Consider the following 19,242-nt stretch of genomic DNA (forward strand, 5'->3'; position numbering starts at 1 on the left):
TTGTCCACAGACCTTGTCAGGGTCGGCCGCGGGCTGATGAGCTATGACCCGGGACACATCGCACGCCCTGGGATTGGGAGATGTCGTGAGCAACGAGAGCCTGGCCAACCTCTTGAAGGAGGAGCGGCGGTTCGCACCGCCCGCCGAGCTGGCCGCGGACGCCAACGTCACGGCCGCCGCGTACGAACGGGCCGCGGCGGACCGGCTGGGCTTCTGGGCCGAGCAGGCCAAACGCCTGACCTGGGAGACCGAGCCCATTGAGACCCTCGACTGGTCCAACCCGCCGTTCGCGAAGTGGTTCGCCGACGGCAAACTCAACGTCGCCTACAACTGCGTGGACCGCCACGTGGAGAACGGCCTCGGCGACCGGGTCGCGATCCACTTCGAGGGCGAGCCCGGCGACAGCCGCGCGCTCACCTACGCCGAGCTCCAGCGCGAGGTCTGCCGGGCCGCCAACGCCCTGACGGAGCTGGGTGTTCGGGCCGGTGACCGGGTCGCCATCTACCTGCCGATGATCCCGGAGGCGGTGATCTCCATGCTGGCCTGCGCCCGGCTGGGCGCACCGCACTCCGTGGTCTTCGGCGGCTTCTCCGCGGACGCGCTGGCGACGCGGATCAACGACGCCGACGCCCGGGTGGTGATCACCGCCGACGGCGGCTACCGCCGCGGCAAGCCCTCCGCCCTCAAGCCGGCCGTCGACGAGGCGCTGACCAAGCCCGGCACGGAGGACGTCCGCAGCGTGCTGGTCGTCCGTCGCACCGGCCAGGACGTCGGCTGGACCGAGGGCCGGGACGTGTGGTGGCACGACCTCGTCGAGCGGCAGAGCGAGCAGCACGCCCCCGAGGCGTTCGACGCCGAGCACCCGCTGTTCATCCTCTACACCTCCGGGACGACGGGTAAGCCCAAGGGCATCCTGCACACCACCGGCGGCTACCTCACCCAGGTCTCGTACACCCACCACGCGGTCTTCGACCTGAAGCCGGAGACCGACGTCTTCTGGTGCACCGCCGACGTCGGCTGGGTGACGGGCCACTCGTACATCACCTACGGCCCGCTCTCCAACGGCGCCACCGAGGTGCTCTACGAGGGCACCCCGGACACCCCGCACCAGGGCCGCTGGTGGGAGATCGTCCAGAAGTACGGCGTGACGATCCTGTACACCGCGCCGACCGCGATCCGCGCCTGCATGAAGTGGGGCGACGACATCCCGGCGAAGTTCGACCTGTCGTCGCTGCGCGTCCTGGGATCGGTCGGCGAGCCGATCAACCCCGAGGCGTGGATCTGGTACCGCAAGCACATCGGGGCGGACCGGGTGCCGATCGTCGACACCTGGTGGCAGACCGAGACCGGCGCGATGATGCTCAGCCCGCTGCCCGGCGTGACGGAGACCAAGCCCGGCTCGGCACAGCTGCCGCTGCCCGGCATCGCCGCCACGGTGGTCGACGACGACGCCAACGAGGTGCCCGACGGCGCCGGCGGCTACCTCGTCCTGACCGAGCCCTGGCCGGCGATGCTGCGCACCATCTGGGGCGACGACCAGCGCTACCTGGACACCTACTGGTCCCGCTTCGAGGGCAAGTACTTCGCCGGTGACGGCGCCAAGAGGGACGAGGACGGCGACATCTGGCTGCTGGGCCGGGTGGACGACGTGATGCTGGTCTCCGGCCACAACATCTCCACCACCGAGGTGGAGTCCGCGCTGGTCTCGCACCCGAAGGTGGCCGAGGCCGCCGTGGTGGGCGCCACCGACCCGCAGACGACCCAGGCCATCTGCGCCTTCGTCATCCTGCGCGGCGGCGCGGACGAGGGCGAGGGGCTCGTCGACGAACTGCGCGCGCATGTCGCCCAGCAGCTCGGCCCGATCGCCAAGCCCAAGCGGATCCTGCCGGTCGCGGAGCTGCCCAAGACCCGCTCCGGCAAGATCATGCGGCGGCTGCTGCGCGACGTCGCCGAGAACCGCACCCTCGGCGACGTCACCACGCTCACCGACTCCTCCGTCATGGACCTCATCCAGTCGAAGCTGCCGAGCGCGCAGAGCGAGGACTGACGCACCGGGCTCGGTCCGCCGCGACGGCGGCGGGCCGAGCCCCCGCGCCCCAGCACTGAAGGGAGGGGGCACCGGGCCGTCGCGGCCGGTGCCCCCTCCGGCGTTCCCGCGGCCGGCCCGCCCTCCCCCGGCAGCCCGGCGCCCGAATTGCCCGTAAAGTTATCCCCACGCATTAACCCCTTGCACCCACCCGTTAGGGTTAGGGCAGCGTCAACGTGGCGCTAAGAAACTCTGGGTGCGCCGGGAAGTCTGGTCGGCAACTGCTACAGCCGTTCTCAGCTGCCGGAGGTCGTCGCGTGACTGCGCCCAGCAACCGCCGCTCCATATTCCTGGGCCGGATGCCCTTGCCGGAGCGGAATTTCATCGCCGAAGCACTGCGCACCGAAACCGTCGGCGGGGTGCTTCTTCTCGCCGCCGCCATCGCCGCCCTGATCTGGGCCAACACCCTCGGCGGCAGCTACGAGGCGGTCCGCGGCCTGCACATCGGCCCGGAATCGCTCGGCCTGGACCTCTCGCTCCAGCACTGGGCCGCCAACGGCCTCCTCGCGATCTTCTTCTTCGTCGCCGGCATCGAGCTCAAGCGCGAACTGGTCGCCGGCGAACTCCGCGACCCCAAGGCCGCCGCCCTCCCGGTGATCGCCGCGATCTGCGGCATGGCGACCCCGGCCCTCGTCTACTTCGTCGTCAACGCGGCCGGCGGCGGATCCCTCCGGGGCTGGGCGGTCCCCACGGCCACCGACATCGCCTTCGCGCTCGCCGTCCTCGCGGTCATCGGCACCTCCCTGCCGTCCGCGCTGCGCGCCTTCCTGCTCACCCTCGCCGTCGTCGACGACCTCTTCGCGATCCTGATCATCGCGATCTTCTTCACCTCGAAGATCAACTTCCTCGCCCTCGGCCTGGCCGTCGCCGGCCTGGCGCTCTTCTACCTGCTCCTGCGCAAGGGCGTCCGCGGCTGGTACGTGTACGTGCCGCTCGGCGTGACGATCTGGGCGCTGATGGAGAACAGCGGCGTGCACGCCACCATCGCCGGCGTGGCCATGGGCCTGATGCTGCGCTGCCACCGCCGGGACGGCGAGCGGCAGTCCCCCGGCGAGCACATCGAGCACCTGGTCCGCCCGCTGTCGGCCGGACTGGCGGTGCCGCTGTTCGCACTGTTCTCCGCGGGGGTGTCCATATCCGGCGGCGCCGTCCACGACGTCTTCACCCGGCCGGAGACCCTCGGCGTGGTCCTCGGGCTGATAGTGGGCAAGGCGGTGGGCATATTCGGCGGCACCTGGTGCACCGCCCGCTTCACCAGGGCCGAGCTCAACCCCGATCTGAAGTGGCCGGACGTCTTCGGCGTCGCCGCCCTGGCCGGCATCGGCTTCACCGTCTCCCTGCTCATCGGCGAGCTGGCCTTCGCCGGCGACACCACCCTGACCGACGAGATCAAGGCGTCGGTGCTGATCGGCTCGCTGCTCGCGGCCGTCTTCGCCGGCATCCTCCTCAAGATCCGCAACAACAAGTACCGCGTCCTGTGCGACGAGGAGGAGCGGGACGACGACCAGGACGGCATCCCCGACGTCTACGAACGGGACCAGCCGGAGTACCACCTCCGGATGGCCGCGATCCACGAGGCGAAGGCCGCGGAGCATCGCAAGCTTGCCGAAATGGCCGCCCACGCCCGCTCCGGGGACCATGGTCCGGCATGATCTGAGAGGCTTTGCATCCAGGTGAAGAGAAGAGGGAGACGGCGATGAGCGCAGCCGACGACGGTGCGGACCGCAGCCTCGGGCAGCTGGTGGCCACGGCGACCGCCGAGATGTCCGCGCTGGTGCACGACGAGATCGCACTGGCCAAGGCGGAACTGCGGGAGGACGCCAAGCGGGCGGGCATCGGCGGTGCCGCGTTCATCGTGGCGGGCGTCCTGGCGCTGTTCGCGCTGCCGGTGCTGAGTTTCGCGGCGGCCTACGGCATCCACAACCTCGGCCTCGGGCTCGCCTGGTCCTTCCTGGTCGTCGGCGGCGCCTTCCTGGTGATCGCCGCGCTGCTGATCCTGATCGCGATGGCCAAGATCAAGAAGATCAGCAAGCCGGAGAAGTCGATCGCCTCCGCCAAGGAGACCGCGGCCGTGCTGCAGAAGGCCAGGCCGCACCCGCGGGTGTCGGAAGCGGACCACCCGGTCCTGGAGTCTGTGACACGCTCGTCGGTATGACAGCCCCTGACAGCACCGCCTCGGTCGTGCGGCTCGCCCTCCCGGGCGGGCAAGAGGTGACGCACCGGGACGTCGCGGCCAACGGTGCGCGCTTCCACATCGCCGAGCTGGGCGACGGCCCCCTCGTGCTGCTGCTGCACGGCTTCCCGCAGTTCTGGTGGACCTGGCGGCACCAGCTGCCCGCGCTGGCCGACGCGGGCTTCCGCGCGGTCGCCATGGACCTGCGGGGCGTCGGCGGCAGCGACCGCACCCCGCGCGGCTACGACCCGGCGAACCTCGCCCTCGACATCACCGGCGTCATCCGCTCCCTGGGCGAACCGGACGCCGCGCTGGTCGGGCACGATCTGGGCGGCTACCTCGCCTGGACGGCCGCGGTGATGCGACCCAAGCTGGTCCGCCGACTCGCGGTGTCCTCGATGCCGCACCCGCGCCGCTGGCGGGCCGCGATGCTCGCCGACGTCCGCCGCAGCTCCCACGTCTGGAGCTTCCAACGGCCCTGGCTGCCCGAGCGCCGGCTGACCGCGGACGACGCGGCGCTGGTGGGCCGGATGCTCCGCGACTGGTCCGGGCCCGGGCTCCCCGAGGACGAGACCGTCGAGGTCTACCGACGGGCGATGGGCATCCCGTCCACGGCGCACTGCTCGATCGAGCCGTACCGCTGGATGGTGCGCTCGATGGCCCGTCCCGACGGCATCCTGTTCAACCGCCGGATGAAGCTGCCCGTCCGGGTCCCCACCCTGCATCTGCACGGCTCCCTGGACCCGGTGATGCGCACCCGCAGCGCCGCCGGCTCCGGCGAGTACGTCGAGGCCCCCTACCGCTGGCGGCTCTTCGACGGCCTGGGGCACTGGCCGCACGAGGAGGACCCGGCCGCCTTCTCCGCCGAACTGATCAACTGGCTCAAGGACCCGGAACCGGACCGCTGACGGCCCGCGCATCCGCGTCCGGCACCCGCCGCCCGCGCCGGGAAGGGCCCATCCCGCCGCGTCACACGAACGTTCGTCTGACGAACGGCCAATTGCCTGGCGCATAGGCCAATTGGCCCTCTCCCGGGCGGTTACGGACCTTGGGCCCCGGGCAGAGTCGAGGGTATGGGCTGGACGCACGACTACCGTGACGTGGCACGCAACCGCCGCAGCAGTGCCGCTGCAGTGGGCACGCAGGACAGGGGTACCCCGGATCTCGGATCCGACGGGTCCCCGGATCCGGCGCACCCCATGGGCATCCCCCGCATCCTGCGCCGCAGAGCGCGCTGGATGAGCGCACGCCTGCGCCATTCCCGAAGCTGACCCCGGCGCGCCTGCCCGGCGCGACCGCCGGGCCGTGTCCCGTCCGCAAGCGAGCGGTGCACGGCCCAGCACCCGGCCTCAGATCGCGCACCCCTGGGTGTCGACCTGTCGGCTCGCGACCCGGCCCCGGACGGCGTCCTGCCGGACCTCGTCGGAGGTCAGCGCATAGCCGGTCCGGGCGTCGTCCCGCGACTTGGCGAAGACCACACCGTAGACCTCGCCCTGAGGGGTGAGCAGCGGGCCGCCGGAGTTGCCCTCCCGGACGGTGGCGTAGAGCGAGTAGACGTCGCGACCGACGGTGCCGCGGTGGTAGATGTCCGCGCCGTCGGCCTGGATGCGGCCGCGGATCCGGGCCGGGCGGACGTCGTAGCCGCCGTTCTCCGGGAAGCCGGCGACGATGGCGCTCTTGCCGCTGCTGGCGTCCTTTGCGGCGAACTTCAGCGCCGGGGCACGGAGCTGCGGGACGTCCAGGACGGCGATGTCGCGCTCCCAGTCGTAGAGCACGACCTTGGCGTTCACCGGGAGGCCCTCGCCGCCCACCTGGACGGTGGGGTCGCTGACGCCGCCGACGACGTGCGCGTTGGTCATCACCCGGTGCGGCGCGAAGACGAAGCCGGTGCCTTCGAGGATCTTGCCGCAGCTGGGCGCCCGGCCGACGATCTTGACGATGCTGTGCCGGGCGTCGGCCGCCACGGGGCTGTTGGCCAGCGCCGGGTCCGGCGGGCGCACCGGCCGGATCGGCTCGTTGGAGAACGGCGTGAAGACCTGCGGGAAGCCGTTCTGCGCCAGCGCCGAGGAGAAGTCGGCGAACCAGGTGCTGGCCTGCGGCGGCATGACCTGGGAGACCCCGAGCAGCACCTTGGAGTTGCGGACCTCCTTGCTGAGCGTCGGCAGGGACGTGCCCGCCAGCGCGGAGCCGATCAGCCAGGCCACCAGCAGCATCGCCATGACGTTGACCAGCGCCCCGCCGGTCGCGTCCAGCGCGCGCGCCGGTGTCCAGGTGATGTGGCGGCGGAGCTTGTTGCCGAGGTGGGTGGTGAGCGCCTGGCCCACCGAGGCGCAGACGATCACGATGGCGACCGCCGCGATCACCGCGAAGGTGCCCGGTTTGGCATCGTCGGTGACCCCGTTCCAGATCACCGGCAGCACATAGACCGCGATCAGACCTCCCCCGAGGAAGCCGATCACGGACAGGATGCCGACGAGGAAGCCTTGCCGGTAACCGACGATCGCGAACCACACGGCCGCGACCAACAGCAGGATGTCCAGGACGTTCACGCCGGACACCGTCTCACGAGCGCCAGTCGAGCGGGACCTGCTTCTCGCGGTCCCATGGGATCTCCCAGCCCGCGTAGTGCAGGATCCGGTCGATCACCCCGGCGGTGAAACCCCAGACCAGCGCGTCCTCGACGAGGAAGGCAGGGCCGACGTGGCCGCTGGGGTGACGGGTGGTGACCCGATGTTCCGGGTCCGTGAGATCCGCCACGGGAACCGTGAAGACGCGGGCGGTCTCGCCGCGGTCCACCACGCCCACCGGGCTCGGCTGCCGCCACCACCCCAGCACGGGCGTCACGACGAAACCGCTGACGGGGATGTAGAGCCGCGGCAGCACCCCGAAGACCTGGACGCCTGCCGGGTCCAGCCCGGTCTCCTCCTGGGCCTCGCGCAGCGCGGCGCGGACCGGACCCGGCCCGTCCGGATCACCGTCCTGCGGATCGAGCGACCCGCCAGGGAAGGAGGGCTGCCCGGCGTGCGAGCGCAGGGTGCCGGCGCGCTCCATCAGGAGCAGCTCGGGCCCACGGGCGCCGTGCCCGAAGAGGATCAGCACGGCGGACTGCCGGCCGCCGCGCTCCGGCGGCAGGAAGCGGCTGAGCTGGCGCGGCTCCACCGTGGCGGCCGCGCGGGCCACCGGGGCCAGCCACTCGGGCAGTCCCTCGGTCGTCACCGCGGCCTCCCGCCCGGCCGCCGCCGGCCGGGCATCCGTCGTCTCGCCGTACTGCTCCCGTGCACTCGTCATCCGCGCCCCCTTGAGGCTCACGTCGATGGTCGGTCCGCCAATGGAGTCGTGCTCGCCGTCGCCGCCCTACGAGGCCGCCAACGGGAGCGCGGGCTGCCCGGGATAGTCGGCCGGCGGCTTCAGCCGCTGCCCGGGCTGGCCGCCCAGCTCGTACTTGAGCAGCTTCTTCGCCTTCTCCGGATCGGTCTCGCCCTCGCCGTACGAGGGGCACAGCGGGGCGACGGGGCAGGCCCCGCAGGCGGGCTTGCGGGAGTGGCAGACGCGGCGGCCGTGGAAGACCACGCGGTGCGAGAGCATCGTCCACTCGCTCTTGGGGAAGATCTCGGCGACATCGGCCTCGACCTTCTCGGCGTCCTGCGCGGTCGTCCAGCCGAAGCGGCGCGCCAGCCGGCCGAAGTGCGTGTCCACGGTGATGCCGGGGACGCCGAAGGCGTTGCCCAACACGACGTTGGCGGTCTTGCGGCCGACGCCGGGGAGCGTGACGAGGTCCTCCAGGCGGCCCGGCACCTCGCCGCCGAAGCGGTCGCGCAGCGCCGTGGAGAGGCCGATCAACGACTTCGCCTTGGCGCGGAAGAAGCCGGTGGGGCGGATCAGCTCCTCCAGCTGCTCCGGGGGGATCGCGGCCATGTCCTCGGGCGTGGGGCAGACGGCGAAGAGCCGGGGGGTGGTCTGGTTGACCCGCAGGTCGGTGGTCTGGGCGGACAGGACCGTGGCGACCAGCAGCTCGAAGGGGTTGCCGAAGTCCAGCTCGGGGTGGGCGTAGGGATACAGCTCGGCCAGCTCGCGGTTGATCCGCCGGGCCCGGCGCACCATCGCGACCCGGGACTCGGGCTTGCGGGCGGGGGCCGCCTTCTTGGCCGGGGCCTTCGCGGGGGCCTTCTTTGCGGCCGTCTTCGTCGCCGCGGCCGTCTTCTTCGCCGCTGCCGGCTTCGCGGCCGGGGCCTTGGCGGCCGCGGTCCTGGCAGGTGCCTTCTTGGCGGTGGTCTTCTTGGCCGCGGTGGTCGTCTTCGTCGCGGTCTTGGTCGCGGTCTTCTTCGCCGCCGGCTTCGCGGGGGTCTCCGTCACGGCCGCCTCCTTCGCCTCGGGTGCGACGCGCCGGTGGCGGGCGCCGTCGGCCTCCGCCCGGTCGTCACCCCAGGGGACGATTTGTTACTTTTGTCGGTATTCGAGGCGCCTGTGGGCAGCTGTTCGCCCACAGCGGAATCGCGCCGTGCGCTCACTCTGTCGGCCCCCAGTCCTCTGCTCTCACCGGCGTATTGGACACTCGGCCAGACTAAGGCCCCCCACTGACATCCGACCCGATCACCGAGATTCGTGACCCCAATCGGCCCCCTGCCGTATGGCTCGGACCACGGGTCCGGCAAACTTGTGATTGATCGCACTGTTTTGCATTCCGGCATGATGGGGACCACAGTCCTCCGGAGCATGTCGACAAGGAGAGAACTCGTGGACGACGTTCTGCGGCGCGCCCCGCTCTTCGCGGCGCTCGACGACGAGCAGGCGGCCGAGCTTCGCGCCTCGATGGGAGAGGTCACGCTCGCCCGCGGCGACGCCCTGTTCCACGAAGGGGACCCGGGCGACCGCCTGTACGTGGTCACCGAAGGCAAGGTGAAGCTCCACCGCACCTCCCCCGACGGCCGCGAGAACATGCTGGCCGTCCTCGGTCCCGGCGAGCTCATCGGCGAACTGTCCCTCTTCGACCCCGGACCGCGCACGGCCACGGCCACCGCGCTCACCGAGGTCAAGCTGCTCGGCCTGGGGCACGGCGACCTCCAGCCCTGGCTGAACGCCCGCCCCGAGGTGGCCACCGCCCTGCTGCGTGCGGTCGCCCGCCGGCTGCGCAAGACCAACGACCAGATGTCCGACCTGGTCTTCTCGGACGTGCCGGGCCGTGTGGCGCGCGCCCTCCTGGACCTGTCGCGCCGCTTCGGCGTGCAGTCCGAGGAAGGCATCCACGTCGTGCACGACCTCACCCAGGAGGAGCTGGCCCAGCTGGTCGGCGCCTCCCGGGAGACCGTCAACAAGGCGCTCGCGGACTTCGCCGGACGCGGCTGGCTGCGCCTGGAGGCGCGTGCGGTGATCCTGCTGGACGTCGAGCGGCTGGCCAAGCGCTCGCGCTGACGCCCGCGGCCCACGCGACCGCACCGAAGGCCCCGCTACGGCGGGGCCTTCGCCGTGCCCGGGCCGCGGCGGGCAGCCGCCCGTAATTGGCTCGCCACCCGCCGTTCCGCCGCCCCATAGTGAGCGCCATGACGACCGACGGTGGATCCGGGGGCCATGGCAAGGGCCTCGACGAGGATGGCTGCTTCGTACGAGAAGGGTCCCTGGAGCAGGTGCCCGCGCCGTTCGCGCCCGTCGTGGCGGGGCTGAGCGCCCGTCTGGCCGACCGCTTCGCGCCCGATCGGCTGCTCAGCGCCTACCTCTACGGCAGCATCCCGCGCGGCACCGCCGTCCCCGGGGTGTCCGACCTCGACGCGCTGCTCGTCCTGCGGACCGCCCCCACCGACGCCGATCGGGCCGCCGCCCGGGCCGTCGAGGCCGAGCTGGACGCCGCCTTCCCGCAGATCGACGGCGCCGGGATCCTGCTGATGGCCGTGGACCGGCTGCTCGGCGCGGAGGAGCGGTACGACGGGGCGTGGTTCGTGGCCTGTCTGTGCACGCCGCTCAGCGGGCCCGACGTGACCGCGTCGCTGCCCCGTTACCGGCCCACCTCGCTCCTCGCCCGGGAGACCAACGGCGACCTCCACCGCCGGCTGCCCGGCCTGCGCGAGCGGGCCGCCGCGGCCACCACCCCCGAGGAGCGCGCCCGGCTGACCAGAGGGGTCGCGCGCAATCTCGTCCGCACCGGATTCACCCTGGTCATGCCCCGCTGGGGCGGCTGGACCAGTGATCTCGTCGAGTCCGCCGAGGTGTTCGGGCGCTACTACCCGGCGCACGCCGAGCAGATGCACGCCGCAGCGCGCGCCGCCCGGAACCCCGCCGCGCACCCCGAGCTGCTCGACGCGCTGCTGAGCGGGCTCGCCCCCTGGCTGGCCGACGAGTACCTGGCCGTCCACGGGGCGAAGGCGCTCCCCCCACAGGGGCCCTGACACGCCGGCAGGACCCGGGCCCGCACGCACCGGGCCCGCCCCAAGACCGTGGACCGCCCCTAGATCAGCCCGTGCTCGCTCAGGTAGTCCAGCTGCGCCCGCACCGACAGTTCGGCGGCCGGCCACAGCGAGCGGTCGACGTCCGCGTACACGCTCGCCACGACCTCGGCGGGGGTACGGTGGCCGGCCTCCACCGCGGTCTCCACCTGGGCGAGCCGGTGCGCCCGGTGCGCCAGGTAGAACTCGACCGCCCCCTGGGCGTCGTTCAGCACCGGCCCGTGGCCCGGGAGGACCGTCGAGACCCCGTCGTCCACGGTGAGCGAGCGCAGCCGGCGCAGCGAGTCCAGGTAGTCGCCCAGCCGGCCGTCGGGGTGCGCGACCACGGTGGTGCCGCGCCCCAGGATCGTGTCGCCCGTCAGGACCGCCCCGTCGGCGGGCAGATGGAAGGAGAGCGAGTCCGCGGTGTGCCCCGGGGTGGGCACCACCCGCAGCTCCAGGCCCCCGGTGGTGATGACGTCGCCCGCGCCGAGTCCCTCGTCCCCCAGGCGCAGCGCCGGGTCCAGCGCACGTACGGGGGTGCCGGTCAGCTCGGCGAACCGGGCCGCCCCGTCGGCGTGGTCCGGGTGCCCGTGGGTGAGCAGGGTCAGCGCGACCCGGTGCCCGGCCCGCTCCGCGGTCTCGACGACGGCCCGGAGGTGGGCGTCGTCCAGCGGTCCGGGGTCGATGACGACCGCTAGGTCGGAGTCCGGCTCGGCGACGATCCAGGTATTGGTGCCGTCCAGCGTCATCGGGGACGGGTTCGGGGCCAGCACGCAGTGGGCGCGCGCGGTCGCCCGTCCCGAGATGACACCGCCGCGGGGCTGGCCGGGGAGGGCGGCTGCTTCGGTCATGCGGAAGGACCTCCCGGGGCGTCGGCAGGGCCGTCGTCCGTCGTCGCGATGTGCTTGGTGAACTCGTCGTGGCCGGGCCAGCTGAGCACGATCTCGCCGCCCACCAGGCGGGCGCGGGCCAGCACCGGCGTCAGGTCCTGCGCCCCGGCCCCGGCCAGCGCCTCGGTGACGCCGGCGTACGGCTGGAGGGAGCGCAGCGTGGAGATCGTCGGCGGCATCATCAGCAGCTCGCCGCGGTCGTAGCCGGCCGCGGCCTCCTCCGGGCGGATCCACACCGTGCGGTCCGCCTCCGTGGAGACGTTGAGGGCGCGCTGGCCCTCCGGGAGCGCGGCGATGAAGAAGAACGTGTCGTAGCGGCGCGGTTCGAACTCCGGGGTGATCCAGCGCGCCCAGGCGGCCAGCAGGTCGGAGCGCAGCACCAGGCCGCGGCGGGCCAGGAAGTCGGCGAAGGACAGCTCGTGGGCGACCAGCGCCGCGCGGTCGGCCTCCCAGTCCTCGCCGGTGGTGTCCGCGACGACCGTGCTGGCCGAGTCGCCGGCGAGCAGCACCCCGGCCTCCTCGAAGGTCTCGCGCACCGCGGCGCAGATGATGGCCTGCGCGGTGGACGGGTCGACGCCCAGCCGCACCGCCCATGCGGCGCGCGAGGGGCCCGCCCACCCCACGGGGCGCTCGTCGCGGGGATCCACGGAACCGCCCGGATAGGCGTACGCGCCTCCGGCGAAGGCCATGGAGGCGCGTCTGCGCAGCATGTGGACGGCGGGGCCGCCGTGATCGGTGTCCCGCAGCAGCAGGACCGTCGCGGCCCGCCGCGGCGCGGGCGGCGTCAGTTCGCCGTTCGTCAGGGCCCGGATGCGGGCCGGCCAGTCCGGCGGGTACCACTGACCGTTCGTCGTCGACGCCATGGCCGGATGCTATGCGCTCGCGTGCGGATGTTCGAGGGGCCCTCCGGGGAGAGGGCCCGATCCGGACGCGAGCGCACCGCTCGTGCCGCGTCAGTCGGCGATCTCGACCTGGATCTCGACCTCGACCGGGGCGTCGATGGGCAGCACCGCCACGCCCACCGCGGAGCGGGCGTGCACGCCCTTCTCGCCCAGGACCTCGCCGAGCAGCTCGCTGGCACCGTTGACGACGCCCGGCTGGCCGGTGAACTCCGGCGCGGAGGCCACGAAGCCGACGACCTTCACGACCCGGACGATCTTGTCGAGGTCGCCGGTGACGGACTTCACGGCGGCCAGCGCGTTCAGCGCGCAGACCGCGGCGAGCTCCTTGGCCTGCTCGGGGCTGACCTCGGCACCGACCTTGCCGGTGACCGGCAGCGCGCCGTCCACCATGGGCAGCTGGCCGGAGGTGAAGACGTACGAGCCGGAGCGCACCGCGGGCTGGTAGGTGGCCAGCGGCGGCACGACCTCCGGCAGCTTCAGGCCGAGCGACGCGATCTTCTCCTCTACGGCGCTCACGCCTTCTCCCGCTTCAGGTAGGCCACCAGCTGCTCGGGGTTGTTCGGGCCCGGCACGACCTGGACCAGCTCCCAGCCGTCCTCGCCCCAGGTGTCCAGAATCTGCTTCGTCGCGTGCACGAGGAGCGGCACGGTCGCGTATTCCCACTTGGTCATGGGCCGAGCGTAATGCCTGTGCCGGGCGCCCTCGGCCCGCGACCCCTGGGGCGCATCCCCGACCCCGTCCCCGACCGCGCGCGGGCGGATCTCCGGGGGTTCCCAGGCGTATCCCGTGCGTACCCGGGACGCGGACTGGTTAGGCTCCTTGCCGTGAGCAGGCTCCATGTCGTCAGCGGCAAGGGCGGCACCGGCAAGACCACGGTCGCCGCTGCCCTCGCCCTCGCCCTGGCCACCGAGGGGCGCCGTACCCTCCTGGTCGAGGTCGAGGGCCGGCAGGGCATTGCCCAGCTGTTCGAGACCGAAGCGCTTCCCTACGAGGAGCGCAAGATCGCGGTGTCCCCCGGGGGCGGTGAGGTGCACGCCCTGGCCATCGACGCCGAGCGCGCCCTGCTGGACTACCTCCAGATGTTCTACAAGCTCGGCAGCGCAGGACGGGCCCTGAAAAAGCTCGGCGCCATCGACTTCGCCACCACCATCGCCCCCGGCCTGCGGGACGTCCTGCTGACCGGCAAGGCGTGCGAGGCCGTCCGCCGCAAGGACAAGAGCGGCGCGTTCGTCTATGACGCGGTCGTGATGGACGCCCCGCCCACCGGCCGCGTCACCCGCTTCCTGAACGTCAACGACGAGGTCGCCGGCCTGGCCAAGATCGGCCCGATCCACAATCAGGCCCAGGCCGTGATGCGGGTCCTGAAGTCCCCCGAGACCGCGGTGCACCTGGTGACGCTCCTGGAGGAGATGCCCGTCCAGGAGACCGCCGACGGCATCGCCGAGCTGTGCGAGGCCGGCATCCCGGTGGGCGGCGTCGTGATCAACATGACCCGCCCCGCGCTGCTGGACAACGGCGATCTGGAGGTCGCCGCCCGCGGCGCCCGGGCCGGCATCGCCAAGGCGCTCTCCCAGGCCGGCCTGGGCGGCGCCCGCCGCGGCGGCCTCGCCGAGCGCCTGATCGACCCCCTGCTGGAGCAGGCGCGCGAGCACGCCGAGCGGGTCGAGCTGGAGCGCGCCCAGCACGCCGCGCTCACCGCCCTGGGCCTGCCCACCTACGAGCTGGGGCTGCTCCCCGAGGGAGTGGACCTCGCCGGGCTCTACGGCCTGGCCAGAGACCTGCGGAAACAGGGGCCCATATGACCTCGGACGACACGACGCTGGACGCCTCGGCCCCCTGGCTGGAGGTCGATGCCCTGATCGACGACCCGCGCACCCGCATCGTGGTGTGCTGCGGCTCGGGCGGCGTCGGCAAGACCACCACCGCCGCGGCACTGGGCGTGCGCGCCGCCGAGCGCGGCCGCAAGGTCGTGGTGCTGACGATCGACCCGGCCCGCCGCCTGGCGCAGTCGATGGGCATCTCCGAGCTCGACAACGTCCCGCGCCCGGTGAAGGGCGTCGACGAGGCCGCCGGCGGCGAACTCCACGCGATGATGCTGGACATGAAGCGCACCTTCGACGAGATCGTCGAGGGCCATGCGGACGCCGAGCGGGCCCGCGCCATCCTGGAGAACCCGTTCTACCAGTCCCTGTCTGCCGGTTTCGCCGGCACGCAGGAGTACATGGCGATGGAGAAGCTCGGCCAGCTCCGCGCCGGCGACGCCTGGGACCTGATCGTCGTGGACACCCCGCCGAGCCGCTCCGCGCTGGACTTCCTGGACGCGCCCAAGCGCCTGGGGTCCTTCCTGGACGGCAAGTTCATCCGCGTCCTGATGGCGCCGGCGAAGGTCGGCGGTCGGGCCGGCATGAAGTTCCTCAATGTCGGCATGTCGATGATGACCGGCACTCTCAGCAAGCTGATGGGCGGCCAACTCCTGCGTGATGTGCAGACGTTCGTGGCCGCGATGGACACCATGTTCGGCGGCTTCCGCACCCGCGCGGACGCCACGTACCGCCTGCTCCAGGCGCCCGGCACGGCGTTCCTGGTGGTCGCAGCGCCGGAGCGGGACGCGCTGCGCGAGGCGGCGTACTTCGTCGAGCGGCTGGCGGCCGAGCAGATGCCGCTGGCCGGGCTGGTGCTCAACCGCGTCCACGGCAGCGGCGCGGCCCAACTCAGCGCGGAGCGCGCGCTGGCCGCCGCGGAGGCGCTGACGGAGGACCTCGCCGACCGCGCACCGGAGGACGCGGAGGAGGCCCCGCAGGGTGCGGACGACGACCCCAACTCGCCCCCTGGCGAGGCCGGTTCGCCGCTCGCGGAAAATCTTGGTCCGGACGGCATTGTGGATCTCGCCGACGGGAAGACTGGATCACGTACCCCCGGCGGCCCCTCCCCCGCCGCCGCGGAGCATGCGACATCCCCATCGGCCCCGGCAGCGCAGCTCGCCGCCGGTCTCCTACGGCTGCACGCGGAACGCATGCAGGTCCTGGCGCGCGAAAGACGCACCCGCGACCGCTTCACCGCACTGCACCCCGAGGTGCCGGTGGCGGAGGTCGCCGCGCTGCCCGGCGACGTCCACGACCTCGCGGGCCTGCGCGCGATCGGCGACCGCCTGACGCTGCGCCCGGGCGCGACCGACGACTGACCGTCGGCTGCCCTGCGGCCTGCCGACAACCGGTCGGCGACGGACGGATCCTCCCCGGCCGACGGGCCTATCCGACCGCCGCGTACGCGTCGTCGAAGGCGTCGTCCGAGCAGTCCACCGGCAACATGCCCGTGCTGCGCTCGTATTCCGTACGCGCGGTTTCCAACAGGCGACGCCATGACGTGACCGTCGGGCGGCGGCGCAGCAGCGCTCTCCGCTCGCGTTCCGTCATACCGCCCCACACGCCGAACTCCACCCGGTTGTCCAGGGCGTCGGCCAGGCACTCCGTACGCACCGGACACCCGGTGCACACCGCCTTGGCGCGATTCTGCGCCGCCCCTTGCACGAATAGTTCGTCCGGATCGGTAGTGCGGCAGGCTGCCTGTGCACTCCAGTCGGTTACCCAGCCCATGCTGGCGCCGTCCTCTCCCCAAATCGAGGCTCCCCCACGGCGGCAAACGGCATATTCACCGTTGCCAGTTGAGGACGTTACGGAAGGCGGGCAGGGCGCAACACCCCCTTCGGGCCCAATCTTGAATGGCCCGAACGGACTATGCGTACGCGGCAGATCACCCAACGGAGTGACCGTGCGACATACGTCACTTCCCTCCCAAGCGGGACACTTCGCTGTGATGGCAAGGGATTTCTGGCACACAGCGGACATGTGGGACAGTGCCCAACCGGGGAGTAGGGGTTGACGAACTGAGGGGAAACCGTTCCGCTGCGGCAGGTGGGAACAGGCTAAACGAACAGGTGCGCCCCTGTCCGGCGAATGAGAACGTAGGGTGCCCTCATGGCTAAGAAGCGCGCGGGCGGGGGTCGGTCCAGGACCCAGCAGGCCGCCAAGTTCCTCGGTGTCAGCGTCCTCGCCGGAGCGGTCCTCGCCGGTATCGCGCTCCCGGCGGCCGGTGCGCTCGGCCTCGCGGCCAAGACGTCCGTCGAGGGATTCGACGACATCCCGGCCAACCTCAGGACCCCGCCGCTCAGTCAGCGCACCACCATCCTCGACTCCGACGGCGGCGAGATCGCCTCGGTCTACTCCCGCGACCGCACCGTCGTCCCCCTCAAGGACATGTCGCGGTACGTCCAGCAGGCGATCGTCGCCATCGAGGACGCCCGCTTCTACTCGCACGGCGCCATCGACGTGAAGGGCATCCTGCGCGCGGTCAACAAGAACGCCCAGTCCGGCGGCGTCTCCCAGGGCGCGTCCACCCTGACCCAGCAGTACGTGAAGAACGTCTTCATCGAGGAGGCCGGCGACGACCCGGACAAGGTCGCGCAGGCCACCCAGCAGACGCTCGGCCGCAAGGTCAAGGAGCTGAAGTACGCGATCAAGTTGGAGGACAAGCTCGGCAAGCGCAAGATCCTCCAGAACTACCTCAACATCACCTTCTTCGGCGAGCAGGCGTACGGCGTCGAGTCCGCCGCCCAGCGCTACTTCAGCAAGCACGCCAAGGACCTGACCCTGGAGGAGTCGGCGCTGCTCGCCGGCATCGTCCAGTCCCCGACGCGGTACGACCCGGTCAACCACCCGCAGGCGGCGACCGCCCGGCGCAACACCGTCCTGCGGCGGATGGCCGACCTGAAGAACATCACCCGGGCCGAGGCCGACGCGGCCGCCGCCCGGCCGATCAAGCTCAAGATCAGCCGCCCGCAGAACGGTTGCATCACCGCCACCGACGGCGCCGGCTTCTTCTGCGACTACGTCCGCGAGGTGCTGCTGAACGACAAGACGTTCGGCGCGACCCGTGAGATCCGTTCGCAGCGCTGGATGCAGGGCGGTCTGACCATCCGCACCACCCTGGACCGGCAGTCCCAGAAGGCGATCCAGGCGTCGCTGAGCAAGCACGTCTACGAGGACGACCCGGTCGCCGCGGCCGGTGCCGTCGTCGAGCCGGGCACCGGCAAGATCCTCGGCATGGGCCAGTCCCGGCCGTACGGCTTCGGCACCAACCAGACCCAGATCAACCTCTCGGTCAACCGCAAGATGGGCGGCGGGGCCGGCTACCAGCCCGGCTCGACCTTCAAGCCGATCATCGCGGCGGCCGCGCTGGAGCAGGGCATCAGCCCGTACCAGCAGTACTCCTCGCCGTTCAAGATGGCCTACCCGCGGCCGGTCCAGACCTGCACCGGCGAGTGGAACGGCACCGACGCCGACACCGTCCAGAACGAGGACCCCAAGGAGGTCGGCCCGTACGCCATGAAGGAGGCGACCGCGAAGTCGGTCAACACCTACTACGTGCAGCTGATCAGCGACATGGGCATCTGCCCCGCGGTCACCATGGCCAAGAAGATGGGCATCCAGCGGGCCGACGGCAAGCAGCTGAAGCAGGAGCCTTCCATGGCGCTCGGCAGCCAGGAGATGTCCCCGCTGACGATGGCCGCTGCCTACGCCACGTTCGCCAACGAGGGCACCTACTGCTCCCCCGTCGCCATCGCGTCGATCACCGACGCGCAGGGCAAGGCGCTGAACGTCCCCAGGACCAGCTGCCACAGCGCGATGTCCAAGAAGACCGCGGACACCGTCAACGCCCTCCTCAAGGGCGTCGTCGAGGACGGCACCGGCAAGCAGGCCGGCCTCAAGGGCCGCGACAGCGCGGGCAAGACCGGCACCACGGACAGCCGCTACGCCGCCTGGTTCGTCGGCTACACCCCGAACGCGGCCGGCGCGGTCTGGGTCGGCGACCCGCGGCACCAGCGCCAGATGTACGACATCACCATCGGCGGCGTCGCGCACGACAAGGTCTACGGCGCCGACACCCCCGGCCCCATCTGGCGCGACATGATGGCCGGTGCGCTGGACGACCGCCCGGCCCCGGCCCTGCCGACGGTCCCGCTCGACGACCCCAAGGGCAACGGCGACGACGGCAACAAGGGCAAGGACAAGCCCCAGCAGAAGCCGAAGCCCCAGCCCGGCGACGGCGACAACAAGCCCGGCGGCGGCTGGCACATCCCCGGCTTCCCGGACATCCTCGGCGGCGGGAACGGCGGCTGGTGAGCGCGGCCTGACCGGCACGGCGAACACGGAGAAGGGGCGCCCTCACGACGAGGACGCCCCTTCTCCGTTCCACGACGGCCGGCCGCGCGGGCCGGTCGTCGCCTCCGGCCTCAGCCGGCCAGCAGCTTCTTCACCATCGCGGCGATGCGGCCGCCGTCGGCCCGACCCGCCACCTGCGGGTTGACGATCTTCATCACGGCGCCCATGGCCCGCGGCCCCTCGGCCCCGGCCCCGGCGGCCTCCGCCACGGCCGCGGCGACCAGCGACTCCAGCTCCTCGTCCGTCAGCGGCTTGGGCAGATACCCGGCGAGCACCTCGCCCTCGGCCCGCTCGCGCTCGGCCTGCTCGGCCCGGCCGCCCTTGTCGAACGCCTCCGCGGCCTCGCGGCGCTTCTTCGCCTCCCGGGCGATGACCTTCTCGACCTCGCCGTCGGACAGCTCGCGCGCCTGGCTGCCCGCCACCTCCTCCTTGTTGATCGCGGTCAGCGTCAGACGGAGGGTGGAGGAACGCAGCTCGTCGCGCGCCTTGATCGCGGCGGTGAGGTCGTCCCTGAGCTTGTCCTTGAGCGTGGTCATGCCGTCGAGTATGCCCCGCCC

Annotated in this window: 19 protein-coding genes; 10 read left to right on the forward strand and 9 right to left on the reverse strand. The window is 72.0% G+C overall.

The window, feature by feature from the left end:
- The first annotated feature begins 85 nt into the window (after nucleotides 1-85).
- The 5 genes from acs (at nucleotide 86) to MOV08_RS19670 (ending at nucleotide 5,530) form a co-directional block, all read left to right on the forward strand.
- Nucleotides 86-2,047 carry an acetate--CoA ligase gene (gene acs / locus MOV08_RS19650; RefSeq protein WP_275308331.1) on the forward strand — a complete coding sequence of 654 codons (1,962 nt, stop codon included), beginning with the start codon at nucleotides 86-88 and terminating at the stop codon, nucleotides 2,045-2,047.
- A gap of 296 nt (nucleotides 2,048-2,343) precedes the next feature.
- Nucleotides 2,344-3,738, forward strand: coding sequence for a Na+/H+ antiporter NhaA (gene nhaA / locus MOV08_RS19655; protein ID WP_420834188.1), 1,395 nt, complete (start codon nucleotides 2,344-2,346; stop codon nucleotides 3,736-3,738).
- 44 nt (nucleotides 3,739-3,782) lie between these two features.
- Nucleotides 3,783-4,241, forward strand: a complete 459-nt coding sequence (locus tag MOV08_RS19660) for a phage holin family protein (protein WP_275308332.1) — start codon at nucleotides 3,783-3,785, stop codon at nucleotides 4,239-4,241.
- The gene (locus MOV08_RS19665) at nucleotides 4,238-5,167 is read left to right on the forward strand and encodes an alpha/beta fold hydrolase (protein ID WP_275308334.1); all 930 of its coding nucleotides are present in this window, start codon (nucleotides 4,238-4,240) and stop codon (nucleotides 5,165-5,167) included. Before MOV08_RS19660 ends, MOV08_RS19665 begins: the two co-directional genes overlap by 4 nt.
- A gap of 165 nt (nucleotides 5,168-5,332) precedes the next feature.
- On the forward strand, nucleotides 5,333-5,530 hold the full coding sequence (locus MOV08_RS19670; RefSeq protein ID WP_073444356.1) for a hypothetical protein: 198 nt from the start codon (nucleotides 5,333-5,335) through the stop codon (nucleotides 5,528-5,530).
- Between the two features lie 78 nt (nucleotides 5,531-5,608).
- On the opposite strand, the gene MOV08_RS19675 is transcribed toward MOV08_RS19670, so the two are convergent.
- From MOV08_RS19675 to nth, 3 genes are all read right to left on the reverse strand, one after another.
- Nucleotides 5,609-6,808: a MarP family serine protease gene (locus MOV08_RS19675; RefSeq protein WP_039634284.1), complete on the reverse strand. Its 1,200-nt coding sequence runs from the start codon at nucleotides 6,806-6,808 to the stop codon at nucleotides 5,609-5,611.
- Nucleotides 6,809-6,821: 13 nt separating this feature from the next.
- Nucleotides 6,822-7,547: an NUDIX hydrolase gene (locus MOV08_RS19680; RefSeq protein ID WP_039634285.1), complete on the reverse strand. Its 726-nt coding sequence runs from the start codon at nucleotides 7,545-7,547 to the stop codon at nucleotides 6,822-6,824.
- A gap of 66 nt (nucleotides 7,548-7,613) precedes the next feature.
- Nucleotides 7,614-8,612, reverse strand: coding sequence for an endonuclease III (nth, locus tag MOV08_RS19685; RefSeq protein WP_039634287.1), 999 nt, complete (start codon nucleotides 8,610-8,612; stop codon nucleotides 7,614-7,616).
- A gap of 381 nt (nucleotides 8,613-8,993) precedes the next feature.
- Here nth and MOV08_RS19690 point away from each other — a divergent pair, with 381 nt between their 5' ends.
- Together MOV08_RS19690 and MOV08_RS19695 are read left to right on the forward strand one after the other, a co-directional pair.
- Nucleotides 8,994-9,668, forward strand: coding sequence for a Crp/Fnr family transcriptional regulator (locus MOV08_RS19690; RefSeq protein ID WP_003981529.1), 675 nt, complete (start codon nucleotides 8,994-8,996; stop codon nucleotides 9,666-9,668).
- Nucleotides 9,669-9,796: 128 nt separating this feature from the next.
- Nucleotides 9,797-10,636 (forward strand): nucleotidyltransferase family protein, encoded by an 840-nt coding sequence (locus tag MOV08_RS19695; protein ID WP_275308335.1) that lies wholly within the window; start codon nucleotides 9,797-9,799, stop codon nucleotides 10,634-10,636.
- A gap of 59 nt (nucleotides 10,637-10,695) precedes the next feature.
- Here the strand turns inward: MOV08_RS19695 and MOV08_RS19700 are convergent, their stop codons facing one another.
- From MOV08_RS19700 to MOV08_RS19715, 4 genes are all read right to left on the reverse strand, one after another.
- Nucleotides 10,696-11,526, reverse strand: coding sequence for an MBL fold metallo-hydrolase (locus MOV08_RS19700; protein ID WP_275308337.1), 831 nt, complete (start codon nucleotides 11,524-11,526; stop codon nucleotides 10,696-10,698).
- Nucleotides 11,523-12,428, reverse strand: a complete 906-nt coding sequence (locus MOV08_RS19705) for an NUDIX hydrolase (protein ID WP_275308338.1) — start codon at nucleotides 12,426-12,428, stop codon at nucleotides 11,523-11,525. The genes MOV08_RS19700 and MOV08_RS19705 overlap by 4 nt, the downstream gene beginning before the upstream one ends.
- Before the next feature lie 90 nt (nucleotides 12,429-12,518).
- Nucleotides 12,519-12,983: a RidA family protein gene (locus tag MOV08_RS19710; protein WP_039634295.1), complete on the reverse strand. Its 465-nt coding sequence runs from the start codon at nucleotides 12,981-12,983 to the stop codon at nucleotides 12,519-12,521.
- On the reverse strand, nucleotides 12,980-13,138 hold the full coding sequence (locus MOV08_RS19715) for a Sp36 family protein (RefSeq protein ID WP_003967454.1): 159 nt from the start codon (nucleotides 13,136-13,138) through the stop codon (nucleotides 12,980-12,982). Before MOV08_RS19715 ends, MOV08_RS19710 begins: the two co-directional genes overlap by 4 nt.
- Before the next feature lie 153 nt (nucleotides 13,139-13,291).
- Between MOV08_RS19715 and bagA the strand changes: the two genes are divergently transcribed.
- Both bagA and bagB read left to right on the forward strand, forming a co-directional pair.
- Nucleotides 13,292-14,269 (forward strand): ATPase BagA, encoded by a 978-nt coding sequence (bagA, locus tag MOV08_RS19720; protein ID WP_275308339.1) that lies wholly within the window; start codon nucleotides 13,292-13,294, stop codon nucleotides 14,267-14,269.
- On the forward strand, nucleotides 14,266-15,648 hold the full coding sequence (gene bagB, locus MOV08_RS19725; RefSeq protein WP_275308340.1) for an ATPase BagB: 1,383 nt from the start codon (nucleotides 14,266-14,268) through the stop codon (nucleotides 15,646-15,648). Before bagA ends, bagB begins: the two co-directional genes overlap by 4 nt.
- 67 nt (nucleotides 15,649-15,715) lie before the next feature.
- Here the strand turns inward: bagB and MOV08_RS19730 are convergent, their stop codons facing one another.
- Complete coding sequence (locus MOV08_RS19730) at nucleotides 15,716-16,060, reverse strand: WhiB family transcriptional regulator (protein WP_039634300.1); 345 nt, start codon at nucleotides 16,058-16,060, stop codon at nucleotides 15,716-15,718.
- 381 nt (nucleotides 16,061-16,441) lie between these two features.
- Between MOV08_RS19730 and MOV08_RS19735 the strand changes: the two genes are divergently transcribed.
- The gene (locus MOV08_RS19735; RefSeq protein ID WP_275308341.1) at nucleotides 16,442-18,646 is read left to right on the forward strand and encodes a transglycosylase domain-containing protein; all 2,205 of its coding nucleotides are present in this window, start codon (nucleotides 16,442-16,444) and stop codon (nucleotides 18,644-18,646) included.
- Nucleotides 18,647-18,756: 110 nt separating this feature from the next.
- On the opposite strand, the gene MOV08_RS19740 is transcribed toward MOV08_RS19735, so the two are convergent.
- Entirely contained in the window at nucleotides 18,757-19,221 is a 465-nt protein-coding gene (locus tag MOV08_RS19740; RefSeq protein WP_039641149.1) for a GatB/YqeY domain-containing protein, read from the reverse strand.
- Nucleotides 19,222-19,242: the final 21 nt, after the last annotated feature.

The sequence above is a fragment of the Streptomyces yunnanensis genome, from assembly GCF_029011865.1.
GTDB classification, from domain to species: Bacteria; Actinomycetota; Actinomycetes; order Streptomycetales; family Streptomycetaceae; genus Streptomyces; species Streptomyces yunnanensis.